Raw genomic sequence first — 20,004 nt, forward strand, 5'->3', positions numbered from 1 at the left:
CTCGTCCATAACATCAATGTTGAACTAGAATTTTTTCGATGCGGCTCACCGCGTCGTTCAGCACTGAGGACCGGGAATGAAAGAGACCAGCAAGGCCAGCCAGCGGCGTTCGCGCGAATCATCGTTCGTGCAGAACTACTTCGTGGGCGATGGCATCGACATTGGTGATCTTGACGACCCGCTCTCGGCGCATCAGCAGGCGTTTCCGTGCATCCGCAGCGTGCTCGAGTGGAACGCCCTGCAGAAAGACGCTGAAACTATGCATGGCGTGCCCGAGGGGCGTTATGACTTTGTTCATTCGAGCCACTGTCTCGCGAATTTCAATAATCCCGGCAAGGTGCTGACGCGCTGGCTCGAACTGCTGAAACCGGGCGGTTATGCCGTCATCACTGTTCCCGACGAAGACCTCTATGGCCACGGCGAGTGGCCGAGCCGCTTCAACGCAAAACATCTGCGCAGTTTCACGGTGTGCAAGCCCGAGCGCGGGCTCGCACGTTCGGTCAATCTGCTCGAACTTGTCAGCACGCTTGCGCCCATTGCGAGTTGCGAGCGCCTGACGGTTATCCGGGAACACTACGATCCCGCACGGCGCGACATCGATCAAACCGCGGAAGGCCCGGCCGAGTGCGCGATCGAACTCGTGCTGCGCAAGCGCGAAGTGCCGTCGCCGGCCGAGCTTTTCAACCGCGCTGTCGATTCAGACAGCACCGCCGAAGCGGTAACCGCATGCGATCGCGTGATGCGTACCTATCCGTATCGCTTCGACGTGTACTTTTACGTCGCGAAGGAGCTGTTGCGGCGGAACGTGCCCGCTTGCGGCGACGCAGTGTGGGAACAATGCGTGAAGCATCTCGAAGGCGAGCACCTCCCGCGTCTCTATCAGGTGCTTCATCTGATCGCGAGTGGCAAATTACAGGAAGGTTTTGCGTTGCGCGAAGCGCTGGTGCGCCCTTTCGGTACTAAACGGCGCACCAAAGTCGAACCGCCGCACACCATACCCGAATGGCAGGGCGAATCGCTGAAAGGCAAGTCGATCGCGATCTGGAGTGAGTTCGGCCTCGGCGATGAGATCTTTTTTCTGCGATTCGCCCGTATCTTCCGCGAACAATGTGGCGCCGCCCGCGTGGTCGCCGTGTGTCAGATGCCGCTCGTCGAACTGTACGAGGCCTCGGGAGAATTGGATCAGGTGATCGGTGTCGAGCAAGCTTCGCAGTTGCCCGCTGTTGATTATTGGGTCTTTCCGCACGCCATTCCCGTGTGGCTGCCGCTCGATCTGGAGCATTTGCCGCAAACCACGCCCTATCTGCATGCGCCCGAAGGCGTGATATCGCGTATGCCGCCGGTCGAGCGCGGGAAGCTGAAGGTCGGGATCGTGTTCAAGGGTGATCCGACGCATGAGAACGACAAGAGTCGTTCATTGCCCTCGCTGGCCGTGCTCGACGACGTGTTGCGTCTTGAAGGTATCGAATATTTCAGTTTACAAAAAGGCGCGGGCGCCGATGAAGCCGCGCGTTACGCGCTCACGCACGCGCACTTTCACGACATCGGCGCGCAGGTGAAGACGATGGCTGAAACCGCGAGCGTGATTGCGGAGCTCGATGTGGTGATCGCCGTGGACACGTCCGTCGCGCATCTCGCCGGTGCAATGAACAAGCCTGTGCTCCTGATGCTCCCTGCTTACGGCGATTGGCGCTGGCACTACATTCGCGAGGACAGTCCGTGGTATCCGAGTGTACGGTTGTATCGATGCAGCCTGGAGCATGAAGGCTGGCAGCATGTCGTCGAGCGGATCGCCGGCAAGCTGGTCGAAATGAGAGCCGCACTTTGAATGCAAAAAGGCGTGTCCTAAAATCAATTGGATGGCCGTTTCTTCAACGTACGTGCCGGTGAGCCGGATCGGTCGGCTATTACTTCTTTCGAGGCGAGTGTGTCGTCCGTTTCAATTTTTCATGCAGGACGTGATGGCTTTGGTGAGTCTATGAATGGGCAAGCGCGCGACGTGCGCGTTGTCGTCGCCGACGATCATCCGATCGTCCTTCTGGCCATATCCGACCAGTTCTCGAAGATCGCCGGCGTTCGCATTACGGCTTCGGTGAACTCCGGTGCGGAACTGATCCGCGCGCTGGATCGCGAGCCGGCGGATCTCATCATTACCGATCTGGTCATGCAAGGCGACGACGAAGTCGAACTCGACGGGCTGCGTCTGGTCAGCCGCCTGCGCCGTTCGTACCCGAGCGTGCCCGTTGTGATCGTCACCATGACGACGAGCGGCGGCATGTTCCACGAACTGTGCAAGCTGGGCGTTGCGGCTATCGTCAGCAAGGAGGAGCCGGCGAACGAATTGGCGCAGATCGCCCTCCGCGCGATGACCACGAAAGAACCCATCATCTCGCCCAAAATACAGAGTCGTCTTGCACGAGAAGGTTCGACGGCCAAGGACCTCGGCCGCGAACAACCGCTTTCGCCGCGCGAGCTGGAAGTGGTTCGCATGTTCGCGCAGGGCATGTCGGTCACCGAAATTGCGCGCACCTTGAATCGCTCGGTGCCGACGGTCGCGACGCAGAAGCGTTCGGCCATGCGAAAGCTGCACGTCGAAAATCACGTGGATCTCGTGAAATACGCAGCGAAAACCGGGTTGGCCTGATGGCCGCGATATGCAGCGCAAAGCTGACGTGACCGAATCGAGCGTGTTCGCCGCAAGCGTATTGCGCGATGCCGCGCCGCCCCTTCACGGCCCGACCGTTCTCATCGCCGAAGACAACGCCTTCAACCGCAGCGTGCTGCGCGTCCAACTCGCGAAACTCGGCGCGACCGTGCTCGAAGCGGCCGACGGCGAGGAAGCGTTCGACATCCTGAAGAAGCGGCGCGTCGATGCGGTGCTGACCGACATAAGCATGCCGAAGATGACCGGCGTGGAATTGCTCGCACATGCGCGCGCGCTCGATCCTGCCATGCGCATTTACGCCGTCAGCGCGAGTACGAGTCCGCAAGATGTGGCGCGCGGGCGGGCACGCGGGTTCACCGATTACCTCACGAAGCCGGTCTCGCTCGCGGTTTTGTCGAAGGTGTTGAAAGTCAGCAGCGAGCCTCTCACTCGGACGGAGCACCAAGAAGACTTGCCGCCGCGCTTTCCCGGCGTGCCGTTCGCCTTTGCGCGCGCCTTCGTGCATCAGATCGATGAAGACGTAGCCGCGCTCGACGCTATTTCCAAAACGCGTGACACGCAGAAACTGCACCGCTGGGGACACAAGGTTTCGGGCGGTTTATCGGTGCTCGGCCCGTCGATGCTGCTCGATCAGTGCGAAGAACTGCGCGCCGTGCTGCGCGAAACGGGCGAATGGGTGGAAGACGTCGATACCTTCGTCGAAAGCATTCGCGCCGATCTGATCGAAATGCGCGCTCAGCAGCACGCCGCGCTTCAGCCGTAGGCGCGTTCGGCCTGCGCGATCTTGTAGCCGCCGCGTCCGTCGAGCTTGGTTTCGTACAGCGCGGCATCGGCCCGCTTCAACGCGCTTTCGAACGATTCCCCCGGCCGCGCCAGCGCAATACCCACGCTCACGCCCACGCGCGCTTCGACCGTATCGTCCAGCCGATACGGCTCCGACAGCGCGTCGATGATCTTGCGTGCGAACGCCACGCTCGATGCGTCCGCCACGTAAGTCGCGACGATCGCGAATTCATCGCCGCCCAGACGCGCGGAAAGCTCGCCGTGGCGCATCGCGTTGCGCAGACGGTCAGCGACGCGGCGCAGCAGTTCATCGCCTGCGTTGTGGCCGTGCGTGTCGTTGACGCGCTTGAAGCCGTCGAGATCGATGTACATCACCATGACCTTTTCACGGCCTGAACTACTGTTCCCGCCGCTCATCAGCCGTTCGGCGTGATCGCTCAGATAGCGGCGGTTCGGCAGGCCGGTGAGCGAATCGTGATGCGCCCAGTGGAGGATTTTCGCCTCGCTTCTGCGCCGCTCCGTCACGTCTTCGATAATGATGACCGCGCTGCCATCAGGCACCGGATTGCGGCTCAGTTCGAGTTCGCGGCCATCGGCGAGTTTGAGGTCGAGCGGCGCATTGCCTTGCGCAAGCCATTCGCGGCATCGTTCGACGAGTTGCGCGCGCAGCGCTTCGCCGAAGCGCGCCAGTCCCACATAGCCGATGAAATCCGGCAAGGACACGTTCAATCGCAGCATTTCCACGGTCGCGCCGAACAATTCGGCCGCGCGGCGGTTGGCGATCACCACTTTGCCCGATGCATCGACGGTGCAGAGGCCGTGCGGCATATGGGCGAGCGCGGCATCGAAACGGGCGGCGATTTCGGCGTGCCCTTGCTCCGCGATCATCAGCGCGACCAGGTTGCGATAGTGGCGCTGTACCACCGCGCTCATCGCACCGATGTAGAGGAATAAAGGCGGCACGAGAATCCAGTAGCCGTCGGGACCGAGCAACGCGCCGATGCCGATCGGCAACGCGCCGAGACAGACTTGCGCGACGGCGAGCTTCGGAATGCCCGCATTGCGCGATGCGATGCCGCCGAGCACGCCCGCCGTCACCATGATCGCAAGCGAGGTCAGCACGGCATCGCCCGCGATGACGCAGGCCATCACGCCGCAGCCGGTCACGGCGAACGCGCCGAGCGCGAACGGCGCATAGCGCGCGGCCCACGGTCCCGGATGCGGCGGCACCGGCCGGCACAACGAGCGATATCGATACACGATACCCAGCCGCGCGGCGAGAAACAGCGCGTCGGCGGCGATCCAGAGCACGGTCCAGAGCGCGTGCAGACGCAGCAGCGCGATCACCGTGACGAACAGACTCGATGCGCCCGACAGCATCAGCGGCCGGATGTCCTCGACCAGCGTGGAGAGCAGGGAAGCGCGAATGGCGGGCGTGATCTGCCCGTGCCCGGTCGCCGGCGTCGCCAGAATGGAGCTGAACAAGGGCTTGCTGCCTGACATACCGTGGACCCGCAGGCCGAATGAGTCAAAGAAAATGGAGGACGGCGCGAATCGTCAGCGCCGGTGGGTGTGTTTACGGCTGAAACGGGCTGAATCTTGAGTGCGCGAGGGTCGAAGGGAATTGTACTGACGCCAATTATTTAACGCGCTGTTGAATGAGCGTGCATCGGCTCCCGCGCGCGGGTTTTGCCTCATCGAAAGCTTGCGATTCAGCGACGATCATGAAAGACGCAAAACAAAGTCGCCCGCGCGGCTCAAAAAACGGAGATCTCATGGATACGAACTCGCTTCCTGGCGGAGCGCAAGGCGCGTCGCACGCCGAGCATCACAAGCAGACCAAGAAGGCCACGGCCAGCGGCTGGATCGGCTCGGCGCTGGAGTACTACGACTTCTTTATCTACGCGCAGGCCGCCGCGCTGATCTTCCCGCAACTGTTTTTTCCGTCCGGCAATCCGAAAGTGGCGATCGTCGCGTCGCTGGCGACCTATGGCGTGGGTTACGTGGCGCGGCCCATCGGCGCATTCGTGCTCGGCCATCTGGGCGATACCCACGGCCGCAAGAATGTCCTCGTGCTCTGCATGTTCCTGATGGGTTTTTCGACGATGGCGGTCGGCCTGCTGCCGACGTATCACAGCGTCGGCATGCTCGCGCCGACTTTGCTCGTCGTACTCCGTCTCGTGCAGGGCTTTGCGGTCGCGGGCGAAATCTCCGGCGCCAGTTCGATGATTCTCGAACACGCGCCTTTCGGACGACGCGGTTTCTTCGCCAGCTTCACCTTGCAAGGCGTGCAGGCGGGACAGATTCTCGCTGCCGCCGTGTTCCTGCCGCTCGCGTACTACATGCCCGAGGATTCGTTCAACGCGTGGGGCTGGCGCATTCCGTTCCTGCTCTCGGCGCTGGTGCTGGTCGCGGGTTACATCATCCGCCGCGAAGTACACGAAACACCCGCATTCGAGAAGGAAGGCGAGAAAGGCACGGTCCCGCGCTCGCCCATTGTCGATGCGTTCAAGTACAACCTGTCCGACATGATCCGCGTCGTCTGCATGGCGCTGATGAATGTGATTCCCGTCGTTGCCACCATTTTCGGCGCGGCCTATGCCGTTCAGCCGGCTTACGGCGTCGGATTTGCGAAGAGCGTGTACCTGTGGATTCCGGTGGCGGGCAATATCATCGCGGTGCTGGTGATTCCGTTCGTCGGCAATCTGTCGGACAAGATCGGGCGCAAGCCGCCGATTATCGTCGGGGCGCTGGCGTCGGGCCTGCTGTCGTATTTCTATCTGTACGCGATCAGCATTCACAACGTCGGACTGGCGATCGTCGCGTCGCTGTTGATGTGGGGCATCGTGTATCAAGGCTATAACGCGATTTTCCCGAGCTATTACCCGGAACTGTTCCCCACCCGCACGCGCGTCTCCGCGATGGCGATTGCACAAAACGTCGGCACCACGATCACGGCGCTGCTGCCTGCGCTGTTCGCCAGCGTCGCGCCGCCGGGGGCCACCAATATTCCGATCGTGATCGGCTCGCTGACGCTGGGCGTGACCATCGTGTCGGCGATTGCGGCGTGGAGCGCGCGGGAGACGTATCGCATTCCGCTGAATCAGCTGGGCGAGCCGGGCGCGCGGCCGGTGGAGCACGGGGAATATGAGCGGCTGCGGGCGGAATCGATCGCCAATACGCGTGGTTCTTGAGCGTGTGCGCTTAGAATCGTGCGCGAGCGCAGATTCGTTTTCACTTTAAAAAGCAAGGAAAAGTCATGGCAAAGATCCTGACGCTGCATGGCGTCAACCTCAATATGTTCGGCAAGCGCGATCCGAAGCAATACGGCACCGCGACGCTCGCGCAGATCGACGAACAGCTTGCGGCGCTCGGAAAGGAATTGGGCGTGGACGTGGAGTGCTATCAGACCAACATCGAAGGGGAGATGTGTGAGCGCATTCACCGCGCCTTCACCGAAAATGTCGATGCCATCGTCATCAACGCGGGCGCGTGGACGCATTACAGCTACGCCATCCGCGATGCGCTCGCCATTCTGAAAGCGCCGATCATCGAAGTGCATATGTCGCACGTGCATGCGCGCGAGGAGTTCCGCCACAAGTCGGTGTTCGCGGAGATTGCGAAGGGGCAGATTTCGGGCTTCGGCGTGGAGAGCTATCTGCTGGGATTGCGCGCGGCGGTGGCGGCAATCAAGTAAGGCTTTCAAAGCCGGCGCGCGAGGCCGCGCGCCGGTTGCCATCATTCAGGCTTTCAGGCCGTATGGCCAACTTCATTCGATGCCACACCGCGACGCACGTCGCGTTCGGGCGAAGGCGTCGCCAGTTCGTCGCGCAGGGAAGCGCCGCGAACGAAGAGAACCGCGCAGATCGCGCAGATTGCCCAGATAGCCAGGATGATGGTCAAGTAGCTCATTTCTGCTTCCCGAGTGGTGCGTGTGTCGTGCCGTGTTGCGTGCGAGAACTTCAGAGTGCCGATGCCGGCATCGCCAGCAAACGCGCGATCAGCGCATCGGCGATGGCGTGTTGCCGCTTCAGTTCGATGGCGTCGTGGTGGCTGCGCATCGCGTCCGGATCACCGCCTACGCGGCCGGCCAGCCGCATGACTGCATCGGATGCCACTTGCAGCGCGCGCATCAGGTCCGCCTGGCTTTCGTGCTGCTCGCCTTCGAAACCTTCCGTGCGATGCGGCCTGGCGTTTCCTTCCATCGTCTGAAACATGTCAACTCCCCGTTTTGAGTGCATGGGAAGAATTTTGCCGCCAGACGACACAATTCAATCCTCCGAATAACCCCTTATTCCGGCCTTATATCGTCTGCTGCTTGGCGCATGCGCAGGTGACGTGATCGTGACAATGGCTGCCATCAAGGCTTTGCGGGCGGCAGACGGTAAAATTGCGTCTTTCTCCGCAATCGATTCGCGCCGCAAAATTCACTTCGGTAAAACGTTCGCGCAAAAAAACAACAGTTCGTGCTTTTTTTGACGCAAACGTTGCGCGAACGTCACGGCGGGCGGCTCAGGGTTTTCTCGCAGTTCATTTCGCAGTCACGCAGGCATCGACATGGTTTCTGGCAGCAAGGACGTATCACTCAGGCGCGGTTTGAAAAGCCGCCATATTCAACTTATCGCGTTGGGCGGAGCGATCGGCACGGGGCTTTTTCTCGGCGTCGCGGAAACCATCAAGCTGGCCGGACCTTCCGTGTTGCTCGGGTATGCGATCGCCGGGCTAATGGCGTTTTTCATCATGCGGCAACTCGGCGAGATGATCGTCGATGAACCGGTGGCCGGTTCGTTCAGCCATTTTGCCGATCGATACTGGGGCCACGCGGCGGGCTTCATCTCCGGCTGGAATTACTGGGCGGTGTATATCCTCGTCAGCATGGCGGAGCTGTCGGCGGTCGGCATCTATATGCAGTACTGGTGGCCGGGCCTGCCGACCTGGGTATCGGCGCTGGCGTGCTTCGTAATCGTCAATGCCATCAATCTGACCAGCGTGAAGTCGTACGGCGAGACGGAGTTCTGGTTCGCCATCGTCAAGGTCGCGGCGATTCTCGGCATGATCGGATTCGGCGCGTATTTGCTGATGTCCGGTCACGCGGGACCGCAGGCGAGCGTGGAGAATCTCTGGCAACGCGGTGGATTCTTTCCGTATGGCATCAACGGTCTTGTCATGTCGATGGCCGTCATCATGTTCTCGTTCGGCGGGCTGGAACTGGTCGGCATCACGGCGGCGGAGGCGGAAGATCCGTCGCGCAGCATTCCGCGCGCGACCAATCAGGTGATTTACCGCATTCTGATTTTTTATATCGGCGCGCTGGGCGTGCTGTTGTCGCTGTATCCGTGGGACAAGGTGGCGACGGGCGGCAGTCCGTTCGTGCTGATCTTCCGCGAACTAAATAGCTCGCTGGTGGCGAACGTGTTGAACGTGATCGTGCTGACGGCGGCGCTTTCCGTCTACAACAGCGGCGTCTATGCGAACAGCCGCATGCTCTACGGCCTCGCGCAGCAAGGCAATGCGCCGCGCGCCTTCCTCAAGATCAGCCAACGCGGCATTCCGCTGATGGCGCTCGGGGTATCGGCGATGGTGACGGCGGCGTGCGTGCTGATCAATTACTTCGTGCCGGGCCGCGCGTTCGGCATGCTGATGAGCCTCGCGGTGTCGGCGCTCATCATCAACTGGGCGATGATCAGCATCATCCATTTGCGATTCCGGCGCGAAAAGCGTGCGCGGGGGTTCGGCACGGCGTTTCAGAGCCTCGGCTATCCGATCACCAATTATCTGTGCCTCGCGTTTGTCGGGCTGATCGTGTGGGTGACGTACGAGACGCCGGGCATGCGGCTGTCGGCGTTGCTGATCCCGGTTTGGCTGGCAGTGCTGGGAATCGGCTACTATCTCAAATCTCTGGGCCAACGCGCCCCCTGACCCACGTCTGACATAAACACCATGTTCGAACATATCGATGCCTACCCCGGCGACCCGATTCTGTCGCTGAACGAAAACTTCCAGAAGGACCCGCGCACCAACAAGGTCAATCTGAGCATCGGCATCTACTTCGACGACGAAGGCCGTCTGCCCGTGATGCAGGCCGTGCGCGAAGCCGAGCTGTCCATCCTCAAGACACTCGGCCCGAAACCCTATCTGCCGATGGCCGGTTTCGCGCATTACCGCGATGCCGTGCAGGCGCTGGTGTTCGGCAACGACAACCCGTCGCGCGCGGCGGGCCGCATTGCTACCGTGCAGACGCTGGGTGGATCGGGCGCGTTGAAAGTGGGCGCGGATTTCATCAAGCGCTATTTCCCGAACACGCAAGTCTGGGTCAGCGATCCGACGTGGGAAAACCATCGCTTTATCTTCGAGCGCGCGGGCTTCGAAGTGAACACGTATCCGTATTACGACGAAGCCACCGGCGGACTGCGTTTCGATGCCATGCTCGATGCCATCGATAAATTGCCGGCGAAGAGTGTCGTGTTGCTGCATGCGTGCTGCCACAACCCGACCGGCGTCGATCTGGACGAAGCGCAGTGGATCAAGATTATCGATGTGCTGCAAAAGCGCGATCTGCTGCCCTTCGTCGATATGGCGTATCAGGGCTTCGGCGCGGGTCTGGACGACGATGCCTTCGCCGTGCGCGAACTTGGCCGTCGCGGTGTTCCGGCCTTCGTCGCCAATTCGTTCTCGAAGAATTTCTCGCTGTACGGCGAGCGTTGCGGCGGTCTGCACGTGATTTGCGATGACGCCGCCGAAGCCGACCGCGTGCTCGGTCAACTCACGAGCGCGGTGCGCGCGAACTACAGCAATCCGCCGACGCACGGCGCGAAGATCGTCACGCATGTGCTGAACACGCCTGAACTCAAGCAGATGTGGGAGCAGGAACTCGCGTCGATGTGCCAGCGCATCGCGCGCATGCGCCAGGCGATTCACGACGGCCTGAAGGATCACGTGCGCGGCGAAATGCTCACGCGATACATCAAGCAGCGCGGCATGTTCACGTACACGGGTCTGGTCGCGGAACAGGCGGATCGGCTGAAGGAAGAATTCGGCGTCTATATTCTGCGTTCGGGCCGCATGTGCGTGGCCGGTCTGAACGACAGCAACGTGCAGATCACGGCGGACGCCATCGGCAAGGTGCTGGCTAAGTAAATTGCTTCAAAACGCGGGACAGGACAGCACGCGCTGCGTCGGCAGCGCACCCGGTCCCGCGTCGACCGGCGCACCGCGCGGCGGCGTCGCGATCAGGCGCACGCTGCTTTCTCCCGCATTCGCGAGTATGTATTGCTCGCTCTTTCCCTCCGGCTGCCAATACACGCGATACACCTGCACGTCGCGATAGACATGCAGCACGCCGTGCGTGACTGCATCGCCGTGGCGGAAGTCGACGTGTTCGCCTTCCTTCAGCGCGAAACTCGAACCCGATGCGCTTTCCAGCGTGCCGCACGGTGTGCCGTCGTCGGCGTATGCGCTTGCAGAAAAGACGCACGCGGCGGTGAAAATCGAAAGAATCGTACGGTGTTTCATCCGTTATCGCTCCGTCAAACCTGTCGTTTCGACGCACGTGCGCCATGCCGCGTGCGCGAATCAATAAGCCCGCGAAACGCCGGTGCATGTGCTACCTTGAATGAAGCCTGAGTCGATTCGGGAGGCCGCCATGTCAGTCATCGCACCGGATGAAAAAGCGGGTTTTCTGGCGATATTGGCACGCCATCGGCTGAATCAAGAAGACTTTCTTGTGCAGGAAACGGACCTGTCGGACGTAGTGGACGATGTCTATCCGTTGCAGGGTCATGTGACGATCGTGCGGCAATCGACGTTGAAGCAACGCGAATACCGCATTGGCCACGGCACGAAGTGGGTGGCGGATTTCGAGCAGGATTTGAACAAGGGCGCGTTCGGGTAATGCCGGCAGGATCGCCCTTCGATGCGAGCGGCCCGCATGAAAAGAATGGCCGCGCGCATTTCATTTTTTACGCACGTTTTCACGCGGAGCATGAGATGAGACCGACCGAGTTCACATCGTTCAGGGCGCATGTCGCGATGTTGCTGCGCGATCTTCCGCGCGGCGTGACCGCCGATCTCACCGATGTCACCGTCGCCTACTGGAACGGCCGGCAAGTCGTGGGCGCGTATTTGCGCGACAACGGCCGTCTCGACGAGGACTTCGATTTCGATGAAAACGCGTGGGGCAACTGGCGCGACGACTTCCTGATCTGGCTCGACGCGCCGCGTTTTTCCGAGCGCAGCGATCTGAAAGCCGCGCTGCTTTCAGATACACCGATGGCCAACGTGCACGGCGGACGCTGGCCGCTTTGATGCTCTTTGTGCCTCTTTGAGCCTGTGCCTTACTTGCCGAGGCGGTAGGCGCCGGCCATCAATGCGGCGACTTTGGCGCGGGCCTTAAGCGCGTCACGCACGGCGACGTAGAGCTTGTCGAACATAAGGGTGAACAGCGGGCTGGTGGTGGCGGCGATGATGCTCATGGCGAATTCCTCAATGTTGTCAGCGAACTAGGTTAACTACCTAGGTAATAACCCTATACTAGCACGCGATGTCGCGCCGCAACAAAATAAACTTTGAGGGTTGTCTCGAAATTGGGTGTTTAGAAGTGGAGGGCGCATGGTCGCGCATTTCACGGGTCGTAACATCGCGCTTCTTCTGGCATCTTCGGCTATCGCTGCTTCGTTGATTGCTGTGGGATGCAGCGGCGGTGGTGGATCGAACACGGATTCGACGGCGACAACTTCTGGCAGCGGCGGCGGCGCGACGGCGGCATCGAGTCCTTCGACTGGCGCTTCCGCAAGCAGCGGGGCAAGCGCTTCGGGCACTTCCTCGAGTACGTCATCGGGTACTTCAACGGGCACATCACCGGGCACCGGCACGAGCACCAGCCCCACGGTCGTGACGCATTCGATGGACGTCGCCACGTACCACAACGACATCGGCAGAACGGGGCAGCAGCTTGCGGAAACCGTGCTCACGCCCGCCAATGTCAATTCCACGACCTTCGGCAAGCTTGCCGTCTTTTCCGTCGATGGTGCGGTGGACGCCGAACCGCTGTTTTTATCGAATATGACGATTGCGGGCGGCGCGCACAACGTGCTGTATGTCGCCACCGAAAACGCAAGCGTCTACGCGTTCGATGCCGACAGCGGCACCGTGCTCTGGAAAACCACCACGCTTAAATCCGGCGAAACGCCCAGCGATGACCACAGTTGTCCGCAGATCACGCCGACAATCGGCATCACGGCGACGCCGGTGATCGACCGCACGCGCGGCGCGAACGGCGCGATGTACGTGGTCGGCATGTCGAAGGACGGCGCGGGCGCGTATCACCAGCGCCTCCACGCGCTCGATCTCACCACGGGCGCGGAACTCTTCAACGGCCCGACCGATATCACCGCGACCTATCCCGGCACCGGCTCGGGCAGCCAGAACGGCACGCTCAGCTTCGATCCCGGCCAGTACGCCGAGCGCGCCTCGCTGTTGCTGCTCAACGGCGTGGTCTACACGGCGTGGACTTCGCATTGCGACATCCTGCCGTACACGGGCTGGGTGATCGGCTATAACGCTGCGACCTTGCAGCAGGCGAGCGTGCTCAATCTGACGCCCAACGGTCAGATGGGCGCGATCTGGATGAGCGGCGCGGGCCTCGCCTCCGACGGCGCATCGATCTATTTTCTCGATGCCAACGGCACCTTCGACGCCACGCTTGACGGCAACAGCATGCCGATCCACAACGACTTCGGGAACGGCTTTCTGAAGCTCGGCACATCGCCCGCACTCAGCGTGACGGACTATTTCGAGGCATCGGACACGGTGGCGGAATCGAATGCGGACGAAGATTTGGGCTCGGGCGGCGCGCTCGTGCTCCCCGATCTCGCCGATGCCAGCGGCGCCGTGCATCATCTGGCGCTGGGCGCGGGCAAGAATTCGGTGATCTACGTCGTCAATCGCGACTCGATGGGCAAGTTCGATTCGAACGCCGACCATCTGTATCAGGAGATCGTCGGCCAGATCACCGGACCGATGTTCGCGATGCCCGCGTACTTCAACGGCGCGGTGTATTTCGGCTCGATCGGCGACAGCATCAAGGCGTTTTCGATCACCAACGCCGCGTTATCGACGACGCCCGCGAGCAAGACTGCCAACACCTTCGGCTCGCCGGGCGCGACGCCGAGCGTATCGGCGAATGGCGCGGCGAACGGTATCGTGTGGGCGGTGGAAAACGGCACAGTCGCTGTGTTGCACGCCTACGATGCGGGCAATCTCGCGCGCGAGTTGTACAACAGCAATCAGGCCGCGGGCGCGCGCGATCAGTTCGGACAAGGAAATAAATTCATCACGCCGATGATCGCGAACGGCAAGGTTTATGTCGGCACGAAAAACGGCGTCGGCGTGTTTGGCTTATTGAGCCATTAGCGCGGATGCGAGGCGATGAATTGCTTAACATCGGCGTATGCGGGTTTGGGCGTCAGACCGTCGTTGAGCAGCAGTCCGTATGGACCTTCGCCGCCAGGCGGATCATCGTAAAGCTCGTAAATTTGCACGCTTTCAATATCGTATTGCGATGCAATCGACACCATGCCGCCAAGCATGTCATTGGCGAGATAAGCACCGGCTTGCGTTGAATTGCCGAAACTCGGACGCACGCCGAGTTCGGTGATCCACACCGGTTTGCCGAACGCGTGCAGCGCGCCGATCACGTTATAGCAACCCGTGCCGCCGCACGCGTTGGTGATATCGCCCTGATCCGAAAACCAGTGCCACGCGGTAATGTCCCACGTCACCACCGGATGTCCGCTCGTGCCGTCCGGCTGCGTGCCATTCGCCAGCATTTGATCAAACGCGTAATGCATCCATGTATCCGCGCCGATGATGATTTTGCCTCTCGAATCCATTGAACGAATACCGGCGATCATGCCGCGAATCACGCCGCGCGCCGTCTGGAATTTGCGATTGTCGTAATCGGTGATACGCACGCCATCGACATTTCCGGTGAGGCATTGCGCGCCGAGTTCGTTGCTGACTTCGTAATACGGAAAGTGCTGCGCGCCGGTTTGCCGCCCGAGCGTATAACCGGCGTTATAGGCGGATTGTTCATCGGGAAAGTTGTAGGTGCTGCCAAAGCCCACATCCATCAGCAGCACAGGAAATACGGTGACGCCGCCGGCGGCCATTGTGTTCGCGAGTGCGCCGATATCGGACGCGCTGGAAGCGCTGAACACTTCGTTGCGGTAAACCTTCATGCCGAGGTCTTTGAGTTGCGCAAGCTGAGTCGATTGCGGTGTGGAGCGGTAGACGCTGCCATAACCGTTATGACCGTTCACGCCATAAAACAAGCTTCCCGATACCGGCGATGACGAATGCCGCCGCGCATTGTCGATGGAAGCGGGCGTGGTGTCATCGGAAGAACCGCCACCGCATGACGCGATAAAAATCGAAATAGCGGCGATTTGAAAACTTAAAACGATGCGAATAAAACGAGCGAATGTCATCGTGCATGCTTCGTGAATCGAAGCCTCGAAATATTCCCCGCGATTGAATTAACGCGACGTGCGCAGTGAGATTATCTGGAATCCAGATTGATTTGCGATGGCGCTGATCGACAGGCACGACGCGGCTCACAACCGTTTATTCGGCCGCTTGATGAGGATTGGGATGGATCGTGCGAAGGGCAATATAGACCGCGCTATACCGGATAATCAAGCCATAATCGCCGGCATTGACGGGTTGGCGGTTAAATGGGGTAATCGAATCGCGAGTGTGGTTCTCTATACTCGCGTCACCATTCTCCATATTTAAGCATGGCGAAATAAATCGAATCGGTCGAAACATGACAATTAAAAGACACGCGTTTTAGTTTCATCACGCGATGGAATTGTCTGCATCGCAACCCATGGTAAAGTCACGGTTCTTCGCTGGGGAGTAGCCGGCTTTCCATCATTTTGGAAAGCGCGCGTGTCAACACACTCGGTCACCAACACATGTGACCGTGGCACGCGCAGCCATCAAGGTTGGCAAGACCATCGACGGAATGCGCCCGAAGGCCGGGCGGCGCGTTCTGTCGTTCCGTCTTGCCCGGCCTGAGCGCTACGAATGAACCTCGCCTCCACACTATTTCTCGCTTTCGCCATGTCCACCGACGCCTTCGCCGCTGCGGTCGGCAAGGGCGCGACGCTGCATAAACCACGCATCGCGGAGGCGCTCAAGACAGGCCTGATCTTCGGCGTGATCGAAGCGATCACGCCGCTGGTCGGCTGGGCGTTGGGCCGCGCCGCCGCGCAATACGTGACCGCGTGGGATCACTGGATCGCGTTCGGGCTGCTCGGGCTGCTCGGCGCGCGCATGATCCGCGAAGGCTTCGGTCAGGCCAAAGAGGATGACGAGAAGCCGAAATCGCATTCGTTCTGGGTGCTCGCGCTCACGGGTTTCGCGACCAGCATCGACGCGATGGCGGTCGGCGCGGGCCTCGCCTTTATCGATGTCGATATTTTCTCGACCGCCGCGACCATCGGCTTCGCGACCATGCTGATGGTGACAATCGGCGTGATGGTCGGGCGTCTGGTCGGCGCGACCATCGGCAAGCGGGCGGAGATTGTCGGCGGCGTAATTCTGATCGGCGTCGGCAGCGTGATTCTGGCCGAACATCTCGGCTATCTCGCCTGATCCCTGGTTCAGTCGAACCAGCCAAAAAATCGCGCAAATATAATAACAACCACTGCCTGACGGTCGATACGATTGCGGAATCCACTAATTCTGCGCTATTTCCACGTATCGCTCGTCAGGAGTTTCCATGCCACGCCCGATTTCCGCGCGCATCCATCTCGATGCCATTCGCCACAATCTCGACTTCGTGAAGCGCACGGCGGCGGCATCGCGCGTGTGGGCGGTGATCAAGGCGAACGCGTATGGCCACGGCATCGAACGGATTTTTACGGCGCTCGCGGCGGCGGACGGCATTGCGCTGCTCGATCTCGACGAAGCCGTGCGCGTGCGCGAACTCGGCTGGACCGGTCCACTGCTGCTGCTCGAAGGTATTTTCGATGCGCGCGACGTGGAAACGGCAGCGCGATATCGCCTGACCGTGACCGTGCATTGCGATGAACAACTCGATCTGCTCGAAGCCGCGAAGCCGCCGCAGCCGATCGATATCCAGTTGAAGATGAATTCCGGCATGAATCGCCTGGGCTTTCGTCCCGGCGATTACGTGCGCGCGTGGCGGCGTGCATCAGGGATTGCGTCGATTGGCGAGATCGGTTTGATGACGCATTTCGCCAACGCGGACGATGGTTCCATCGACTGGCAAATCGATAATTTCGATGCCGCCACGAAAGACCTGCCCGGCACGCGCTCGCTGTCGAATTCGGCGTCGGTGTTGTGGCATCCGCGCGCGCATCGCGACTGGGTGCGGCCGGGGACGATTCTGTACGGCGCATCGCCGACGGGCAGCGCGCGACATATCGAAGGCATTCCGCTGCGCGCCGCGATGACACTCGAAAGCCAGTTGATCGGCGTGCAGACGCTGCAAGCGGGCGAAACCATCGGCTACGGGCGCACGTTCAGCGCGGACCGGACCATGCGGATCGGCGTGGTTGCGTGCGGCTATGCGGACGGTTATCCGCGTCACGCGCCGGCCGGCACGCCCGTTATGGTCGATGGCGTGCGTACGCGCATCGTCGGACGCGTGTCGATGGATATGCTTACCGTCGATCTCACGCCGTGTCCGCACGCGGGCATCGGCGCGCCGGTCGAGTTGTGGGGCGAGCGGGTGCGCGTGGACGAGGTCGCGGAGCCGTCCGGCACCATCGGCTACGAGTTGATGTGCGCGCTGGCGCGTCGCGTGCCGGTGGTGGCATCGTCAAGATTGGATGCAGCACAGATCGCTTGACCCTCACGTAGCGTAAGGTCCTATCTTCGGAAATGCGCAACGAAGAACGGAGCCTTTTTATGCTGCTCAAAGTCGGAGAACTGGCCAAACGCAGCGGACTCACGGTCCGCACACTGCATCATTACGATGCCATCGGGCTGCTTACGCCTTCGGCGCGCGCTGATAACGGCTATCGGCTTTATGACCGTGACGACGTCGCGCGCCTGCATCGCATACAGGCGTTGCGTGGTTTCGGTTTGTCGCTGGCTGAAATCGGCGCTTATCTGTCCCGGCCCGATACTTCGCTTACCGAACTAATTACTCGTCAGATTACCTTGCTCGATACGCAGATCGACGAAGCCACGCGTCTGCGCGCGCGGCTCGACACGCTGCATGGCATGTTGACGAAAGGCGAAGAACCGGCGCTGGCCGACTGGCTCAATACGCTGGAGATGATGACCATGTTCGACCGTTACTTTTCGAAGGAAGAACTCGACCGTTTGCCGATGGTTCGGCAGACGCACACGCAGCCTGCTGAATGGACCGACCTCGTGTCCGATGTGCGCGCGTTGATGGACGCCGATGTGCCGCCCGCAGACGCGCGTGCTCAAGCGCTCGCGGATCGTTGGATGACGTTGCTCGCGCGCGATACCAATAACGACGCGCGTTTGTTCGCCAAGCTCAATCGCATGCACGAACAGGAGCCGTCGATGCAGGCGAGCATCGGCATATCGACTGCCATGCGCGATTACGTGATCCGCGCGTTCGGCGAGACGAAGATGGCGATCTACGAGAAGTATTTATCGCCCGAAGAGATGCGGTTTTTGCGCGCGAACTACGGCAAACGCGCGATGGAATGGCCGCAACTCATGGCCGATGTGCGCGATGCGCTGGATGCGAGTGTCGCGCCTGATTCGCCGCGTGGCCACGAACTGGCGGCGCGGCATGATGAGTTATTTCGAAGCTATGCGGGCGATGATCCACGTACGCACGCGAAGTTTCGCGCGGCATTGATGAACGAGCCGGAGTTGATGAAGGGCTCGTGGGCGGATGAGCGGATGATTGGGTTTTTGCGGGCGGCGGTGGCCTCACGTCTCGGTTCGATACAGACGATGACACAACGCAATTAACATGATCGCGTTGACGGCCCGACGCACGGTCAACGCAAAAAATTCCCCGCACGAGGCGGGGACAATATTCCGAAGTGCGAACGGTCGGTCCGGATAAATCCGTCCGCCATCAGTTTGAAATAACGGAATGCGAAATTGAATCCAGAGAAGTCCGAAATATATTTGACTGCCGGCTACCACGTCGCTTCCGACGTCCCCGGCGGCACCGAAGGCCGCGCATATCCGGCCGGCGTGCGTTCAAGACGCGCAGCAGGTCGCACCGCATTCAAGTCCCCAAACCCCGACGCCTTGCGCTGCAAATACGGCGCAAAATCCGGCCTGGCAGCGTCCAATCCGCCATCGACACGCCCAAGCCCGCGCAGCCAATGCCCCGTTTGCGCCAGCGATACCTCCACGTGCCAGCTCCCGCCCTCGTGCTGCTGCTTCCACAACGCCGCCGCCGCGCCGAACGCCATCAAAAAACCGCTGGCCATATCGAGCATCTGCATGGGCAGAGGACGCGGCTTGCCGTTGCCTTCGGCATCGTTGAAACCGGTCGCGGTCTGAACGAGCGAATCGAAACCGCGCCGCGTGGCCCACGGCCCTTGCGTGCCATAAGCCGTCAACGATGTATAAACGATGCCCGGCCGCCGCGCCGCCACCGCCAGCGGTCCAAAGCCCAGCTCCGCCAATCCGCCTGGTCGATACCCCTGCGAAAACACATGCGCCTCGTCGATAAGACGCCAGAGCGTGTCGCGCCCCGCATCGGTTAGAAGGTCTAAGTGTGCCGAGCGCTTGCCACGGCTTGTATCGGCGATGGCGGGAATGTTCGGCAGATTCGGCGAGTTCACCAGCATCACGTCCGCGCCGAAAGCGGCAAGCGCGCGGCCACCGACCGGCCCCGCAAGAATGCGCGTGAAGTCGAGTACGCGGACACCGTCGAGCGGACGCGCATCGACAGACAAGGGCGCAAGCGTGCGCGGCGGCGCATCGCCGATACGCGTGATGGTCATGAGCGGCTGCTTCGCGATGGCCTGAGCCTGCGGCGTCGCATCCCACTGCGCGAAGGTGCGCAGCATCGTGACGACAAGACCGCGTTCCGCGCACGCATCTTCGAAATCGATCGCGCGCCAGCCGAGCAGGGCGCGTTCGGCATCGGCACGGGTCGCGGTGTTGGGATCGAGACCGAGCACCTGCAACGCGCCATTCTGATGATGCTCGAAATTCGCGTGAATGCGCACGTAACCATCGGCACATTGGTAGAGACCGGAGAATGCGCCCCACGTTTCGGGTTCCTTATCATCCACCGTGAACCAGCCTGTGCATTCGACAGCCGCATGCGTCATATCGACTGAAATGCGCTGCCGATCCGCCCCGCGTACATGCGCAAGCTCGCACGCCGCGAGCGCCGCCGCCGCAATGGTCGATTGCGCCGCCGTGCCGATCGCGAAGGTAGAAGGAAACACCGGTTCCTGTCCCGGCAAAGCGATGAAACCGAGCGCTTCATCGGGCAGATTCGCCAGATGCCAAAGCGTCGTCAGCGTATCGAAGGAGAAAGAAGGCATGTCCGTGATGCTCCATCGGGTTGA

At 60.9% G+C, this 20,004-nt stretch carries 20 protein-coding genes and 1 riboswitch; of the genes, 13 read left to right on the forward strand and 7 right to left on the reverse strand.

The window, feature by feature from the left end:
• Positions 1–76 precede the first annotated feature (76 nt).
• The 3 genes from P7F28_RS21885 (at position 77) to P7F28_RS21895 (ending at position 3,428) form a co-directional block, all read left to right on the forward strand.
• On the forward strand, positions 77–1,828 hold the full coding sequence (locus tag P7F28_RS21885) for a methyltransferase domain-containing protein (protein WP_277186794.1): 1,752 nt from the start codon (positions 77–79) through the stop codon (positions 1,826–1,828).
• A 150-nt stretch (positions 1,829–1,978) separates the two neighbouring features.
• Positions 1,979–2,644 carry a response regulator transcription factor gene (locus P7F28_RS21890; protein ID WP_277186796.1) on the forward strand — a complete coding sequence of 222 codons (666 nt, stop codon included), beginning with the start codon at positions 1,979–1,981 and terminating at the stop codon, positions 2,642–2,644.
• A gap of 10 nt (positions 2,645–2,654) precedes the next feature.
• Positions 2,655–3,428 (forward strand): response regulator, encoded by a 774-nt coding sequence (locus P7F28_RS21895; protein ID WP_277186797.1) that lies wholly within the window; start codon positions 2,655–2,657, stop codon positions 3,426–3,428.
• Here P7F28_RS21895 and P7F28_RS21900 read toward each other — a convergent pair.
• A complete protein-coding gene (locus P7F28_RS21900) occupies positions 3,419–4,933 on the reverse strand; it encodes a diguanylate cyclase domain-containing protein (protein WP_370467374.1) in 1,515 nt (504 codons plus the stop codon). The two genes, P7F28_RS21895 and P7F28_RS21900, sit on opposite strands and share 10 nt — an antisense overlap.
• Before the next feature lie 290 nt (positions 4,934–5,223).
• Here P7F28_RS21900 and P7F28_RS21905 point away from each other — a divergent pair, with 290 nt between their 5' ends.
• Together P7F28_RS21905 and aroQ are read left to right on the forward strand one after the other, a co-directional pair.
• Complete coding sequence (locus P7F28_RS21905) at positions 5,224–6,642, forward strand: MFS transporter (RefSeq protein ID WP_277186800.1); 1,419 nt, start codon at positions 5,224–5,226, stop codon at positions 6,640–6,642.
• Positions 6,643–6,707: 65 nt separating this feature from the next.
• Entirely contained in the window at positions 6,708–7,145 is a 438-nt protein-coding gene (aroQ, locus tag P7F28_RS21910) for a type II 3-dehydroquinate dehydratase (protein WP_277186802.1), read from the forward strand.
• A gap of 53 nt (positions 7,146–7,198) precedes the next feature.
• Here the strand turns inward: aroQ and P7F28_RS21915 are convergent, their stop codons facing one another.
• Complete coding sequence (locus P7F28_RS21915) at positions 7,199–7,360, reverse strand: hypothetical protein (protein ID WP_277186803.1); 162 nt, start codon at positions 7,358–7,360, stop codon at positions 7,199–7,201.
• A gap of 50 nt (positions 7,361–7,410) precedes the next feature.
• Positions 7,411–7,665: a hypothetical protein gene (locus P7F28_RS21920; RefSeq protein WP_277186804.1), complete on the reverse strand. Its 255-nt coding sequence runs from the start codon at positions 7,663–7,665 to the stop codon at positions 7,411–7,413.
• 340 nt (positions 7,666–8,005) lie between these two features.
• Between P7F28_RS21920 and P7F28_RS21925 the strand changes: the two genes are divergently transcribed.
• Together P7F28_RS21925 and P7F28_RS21930 are read left to right on the forward strand one after the other, a co-directional pair.
• Entirely contained in the window at positions 8,006–9,367 is a 1,362-nt protein-coding gene (locus P7F28_RS21925; RefSeq protein WP_277186805.1) for an amino acid permease, read from the forward strand.
• Between the two features lie 21 nt (positions 9,368–9,388).
• Positions 9,389–10,585: an amino acid aminotransferase gene (locus tag P7F28_RS21930; protein ID WP_277186807.1), complete on the forward strand. Its 1,197-nt coding sequence runs from the start codon at positions 9,389–9,391 to the stop codon at positions 10,583–10,585.
• Positions 10,586–10,591: 6 nt separating this feature from the next.
• Here P7F28_RS21930 and P7F28_RS21935 read toward each other — a convergent pair whose 3' ends face one another.
• Positions 10,592–10,960 carry a hypothetical protein gene (locus P7F28_RS21935; protein ID WP_277186808.1) on the reverse strand — a complete coding sequence of 123 codons (369 nt, stop codon included), beginning with the start codon at positions 10,958–10,960 and terminating at the stop codon, positions 10,592–10,594.
• 130 nt (positions 10,961–11,090) lie between these two features.
• Here P7F28_RS21935 and P7F28_RS21940 point away from each other — a divergent pair, with 130 nt between their 5' ends.
• Positions 11,091–11,339: a hypothetical protein gene (locus P7F28_RS21940; RefSeq protein WP_277186809.1), complete on the forward strand. Its 249-nt coding sequence runs from the start codon at positions 11,091–11,093 to the stop codon at positions 11,337–11,339.
• Between the two features lie 95 nt (positions 11,340–11,434).
• A complete protein-coding gene (locus P7F28_RS21945; RefSeq protein WP_277186810.1) occupies positions 11,435–11,752 on the forward strand; it encodes a hypothetical protein in 318 nt (105 codons plus the stop codon).
• A gap of 29 nt (positions 11,753–11,781) precedes the next feature.
• Here the strand turns inward: P7F28_RS21945 and P7F28_RS21950 are convergent, their stop codons facing one another.
• Complete coding sequence (locus P7F28_RS21950) at positions 11,782–11,919, reverse strand: hypothetical protein (protein WP_277186811.1); 138 nt, start codon at positions 11,917–11,919, stop codon at positions 11,782–11,784.
• Between the two features lie 136 nt (positions 11,920–12,055).
• On the opposite strand from P7F28_RS21950, the gene P7F28_RS21955 reads away from it, so the two are divergent.
• Entirely contained in the window at positions 12,056–13,858 is a 1,803-nt protein-coding gene (locus P7F28_RS21955; RefSeq protein WP_277186812.1) for a pyrrolo-quinoline quinone, read from the forward strand.
• Here P7F28_RS21955 and P7F28_RS21960 read toward each other — a convergent pair.
• Complete coding sequence (locus P7F28_RS21960) at positions 13,855–14,934, reverse strand: lipopolysaccharide biosynthesis protein (protein ID WP_277186813.1); 1,080 nt, start codon at positions 14,932–14,934, stop codon at positions 13,855–13,857. The genes P7F28_RS21955 and P7F28_RS21960 overlap by 4 nt on opposite strands.
• A 413-nt stretch (positions 14,935–15,347) precedes the next feature.
• A riboswitch (yybP-ykoY riboswitch) is annotated at positions 15,348–15,526 on the forward strand.
• A gap of 9 nt (positions 15,527–15,535) precedes the next feature.
• Here P7F28_RS21960 and mntP point away from each other — a divergent pair.
• The 3 genes from mntP (at position 15,536) to P7F28_RS21975 (ending at position 18,436) form a co-directional block, all read left to right on the forward strand.
• Positions 15,536–16,105, forward strand: a complete 570-nt coding sequence (gene mntP / locus P7F28_RS21965; RefSeq protein WP_277186814.1) for a manganese efflux pump MntP — start codon at positions 15,536–15,538, stop codon at positions 16,103–16,105.
• A gap of 127 nt (positions 16,106–16,232) precedes the next feature.
• Complete coding sequence (gene alr, locus P7F28_RS21970; RefSeq protein ID WP_277186816.1) at positions 16,233–17,327, forward strand: alanine racemase; 1,095 nt, start codon at positions 16,233–16,235, stop codon at positions 17,325–17,327.
• 59 nt (positions 17,328–17,386) lie between these two features.
• Positions 17,387–18,436, forward strand: a complete 1,050-nt coding sequence (locus P7F28_RS21975; protein ID WP_277186817.1) for a MerR family transcriptional regulator — start codon at positions 17,387–17,389, stop codon at positions 18,434–18,436.
• A 173-nt stretch (positions 18,437–18,609) separates the two neighbouring features.
• Here the strand turns inward: P7F28_RS21975 and P7F28_RS21980 are convergent, their stop codons facing one another.
• A complete protein-coding gene (locus P7F28_RS21980; protein WP_277186818.1) occupies positions 18,610–19,980 on the reverse strand; it encodes a CoA transferase in 1,371 nt (456 codons plus the stop codon).
• Positions 19,981–20,004 lie beyond the last annotated feature (24 nt).

The organism is Caballeronia sp. BR00000012568055, assembly GCF_029439455.1.
Lineage (GTDB): Bacteria > Pseudomonadota > Gammaproteobacteria > Burkholderiales > Burkholderiaceae > Caballeronia.

Bases quoted from the DNA above. Each gene is read 5' to 3' on its own strand.
- P7F28_RS21975 (WP_277186817.1), top strand. From the start codon at position 17,387: ATGCTGCTCAAAGTCGGAGAACTGGCCAAACGCAGCGGACTCACGGTC.
- P7F28_RS21950 (WP_277186811.1), bottom strand. From the start codon at position 11,919: ATGAGCATCATCGCCGCCACCACCAGCCCGCTGTTCACCCTTATGTTC.
- P7F28_RS21980 (WP_277186818.1), bottom strand. From the start codon at position 19,980: ATGCCTTCTTTCTCCTTCGATACGCTGACGACGCTTTGGCATCTGGCG.
- P7F28_RS21890 (WP_277186796.1), top strand. From the start codon at position 1,979: ATGAATGGGCAAGCGCGCGACGTGCGCGTTGTCGTCGCCGACGATCAT.
- P7F28_RS21955 (WP_277186812.1), top strand. From the start codon at position 12,056: ATGGTCGCGCATTTCACGGGTCGTAACATCGCGCTTCTTCTGGCATCT.
- mntP (WP_277186814.1), top strand. From the start codon at position 15,536: ATGAACCTCGCCTCCACACTATTTCTCGCTTTCGCCATGTCCACCGAC.
- P7F28_RS21940 (WP_277186809.1), top strand. From the start codon at position 11,091: ATGTCAGTCATCGCACCGGATGAAAAAGCGGGTTTTCTGGCGATATTG.
- P7F28_RS21935 (WP_277186808.1), bottom strand. From the start codon at position 10,960: ATGAAACACCGTACGATTCTTTCGATTTTCACCGCCGCGTGCGTCTTT.
- P7F28_RS21915 (WP_277186803.1), bottom strand. From the start codon at position 7,360: ATGAGCTACTTGACCATCATCCTGGCTATCTGGGCAATCTGCGCGATC.
- alr (WP_277186816.1), top strand. From the start codon at position 16,233: ATGCCACGCCCGATTTCCGCGCGCATCCATCTCGATGCCATTCGCCAC.
- P7F28_RS21960 (WP_277186813.1), bottom strand. From the start codon at position 14,934: ATGACATTCGCTCGTTTTATTCGCATCGTTTTAAGTTTTCAAATCGCC.
- aroQ (WP_277186802.1), top strand. From the start codon at position 6,708: ATGGCAAAGATCCTGACGCTGCATGGCGTCAACCTCAATATGTTCGGC.
- P7F28_RS21895 (WP_277186797.1), top strand. From the start codon at position 2,655: ATGCAGCGCAAAGCTGACGTGACCGAATCGAGCGTGTTCGCCGCAAGC.
- P7F28_RS21945 (WP_277186810.1), top strand. From the start codon at position 11,435: ATGAGACCGACCGAGTTCACATCGTTCAGGGCGCATGTCGCGATGTTG.
- P7F28_RS21930 (WP_277186807.1), top strand. From the start codon at position 9,389: ATGTTCGAACATATCGATGCCTACCCCGGCGACCCGATTCTGTCGCTG.
- P7F28_RS21920 (WP_277186804.1), bottom strand. From the start codon at position 7,665: ATGTTTCAGACGATGGAAGGAAACGCCAGGCCGCATCGCACGGAAGGT.
- P7F28_RS21905 (WP_277186800.1), top strand. From the start codon at position 5,224: ATGGATACGAACTCGCTTCCTGGCGGAGCGCAAGGCGCGTCGCACGCC.
- P7F28_RS21925 (WP_277186805.1), top strand. From the start codon at position 8,006: ATGGTTTCTGGCAGCAAGGACGTATCACTCAGGCGCGGTTTGAAAAGC.
- P7F28_RS21885 (WP_277186794.1), top strand. From the start codon at position 77: ATGAAAGAGACCAGCAAGGCCAGCCAGCGGCGTTCGCGCGAATCATCG.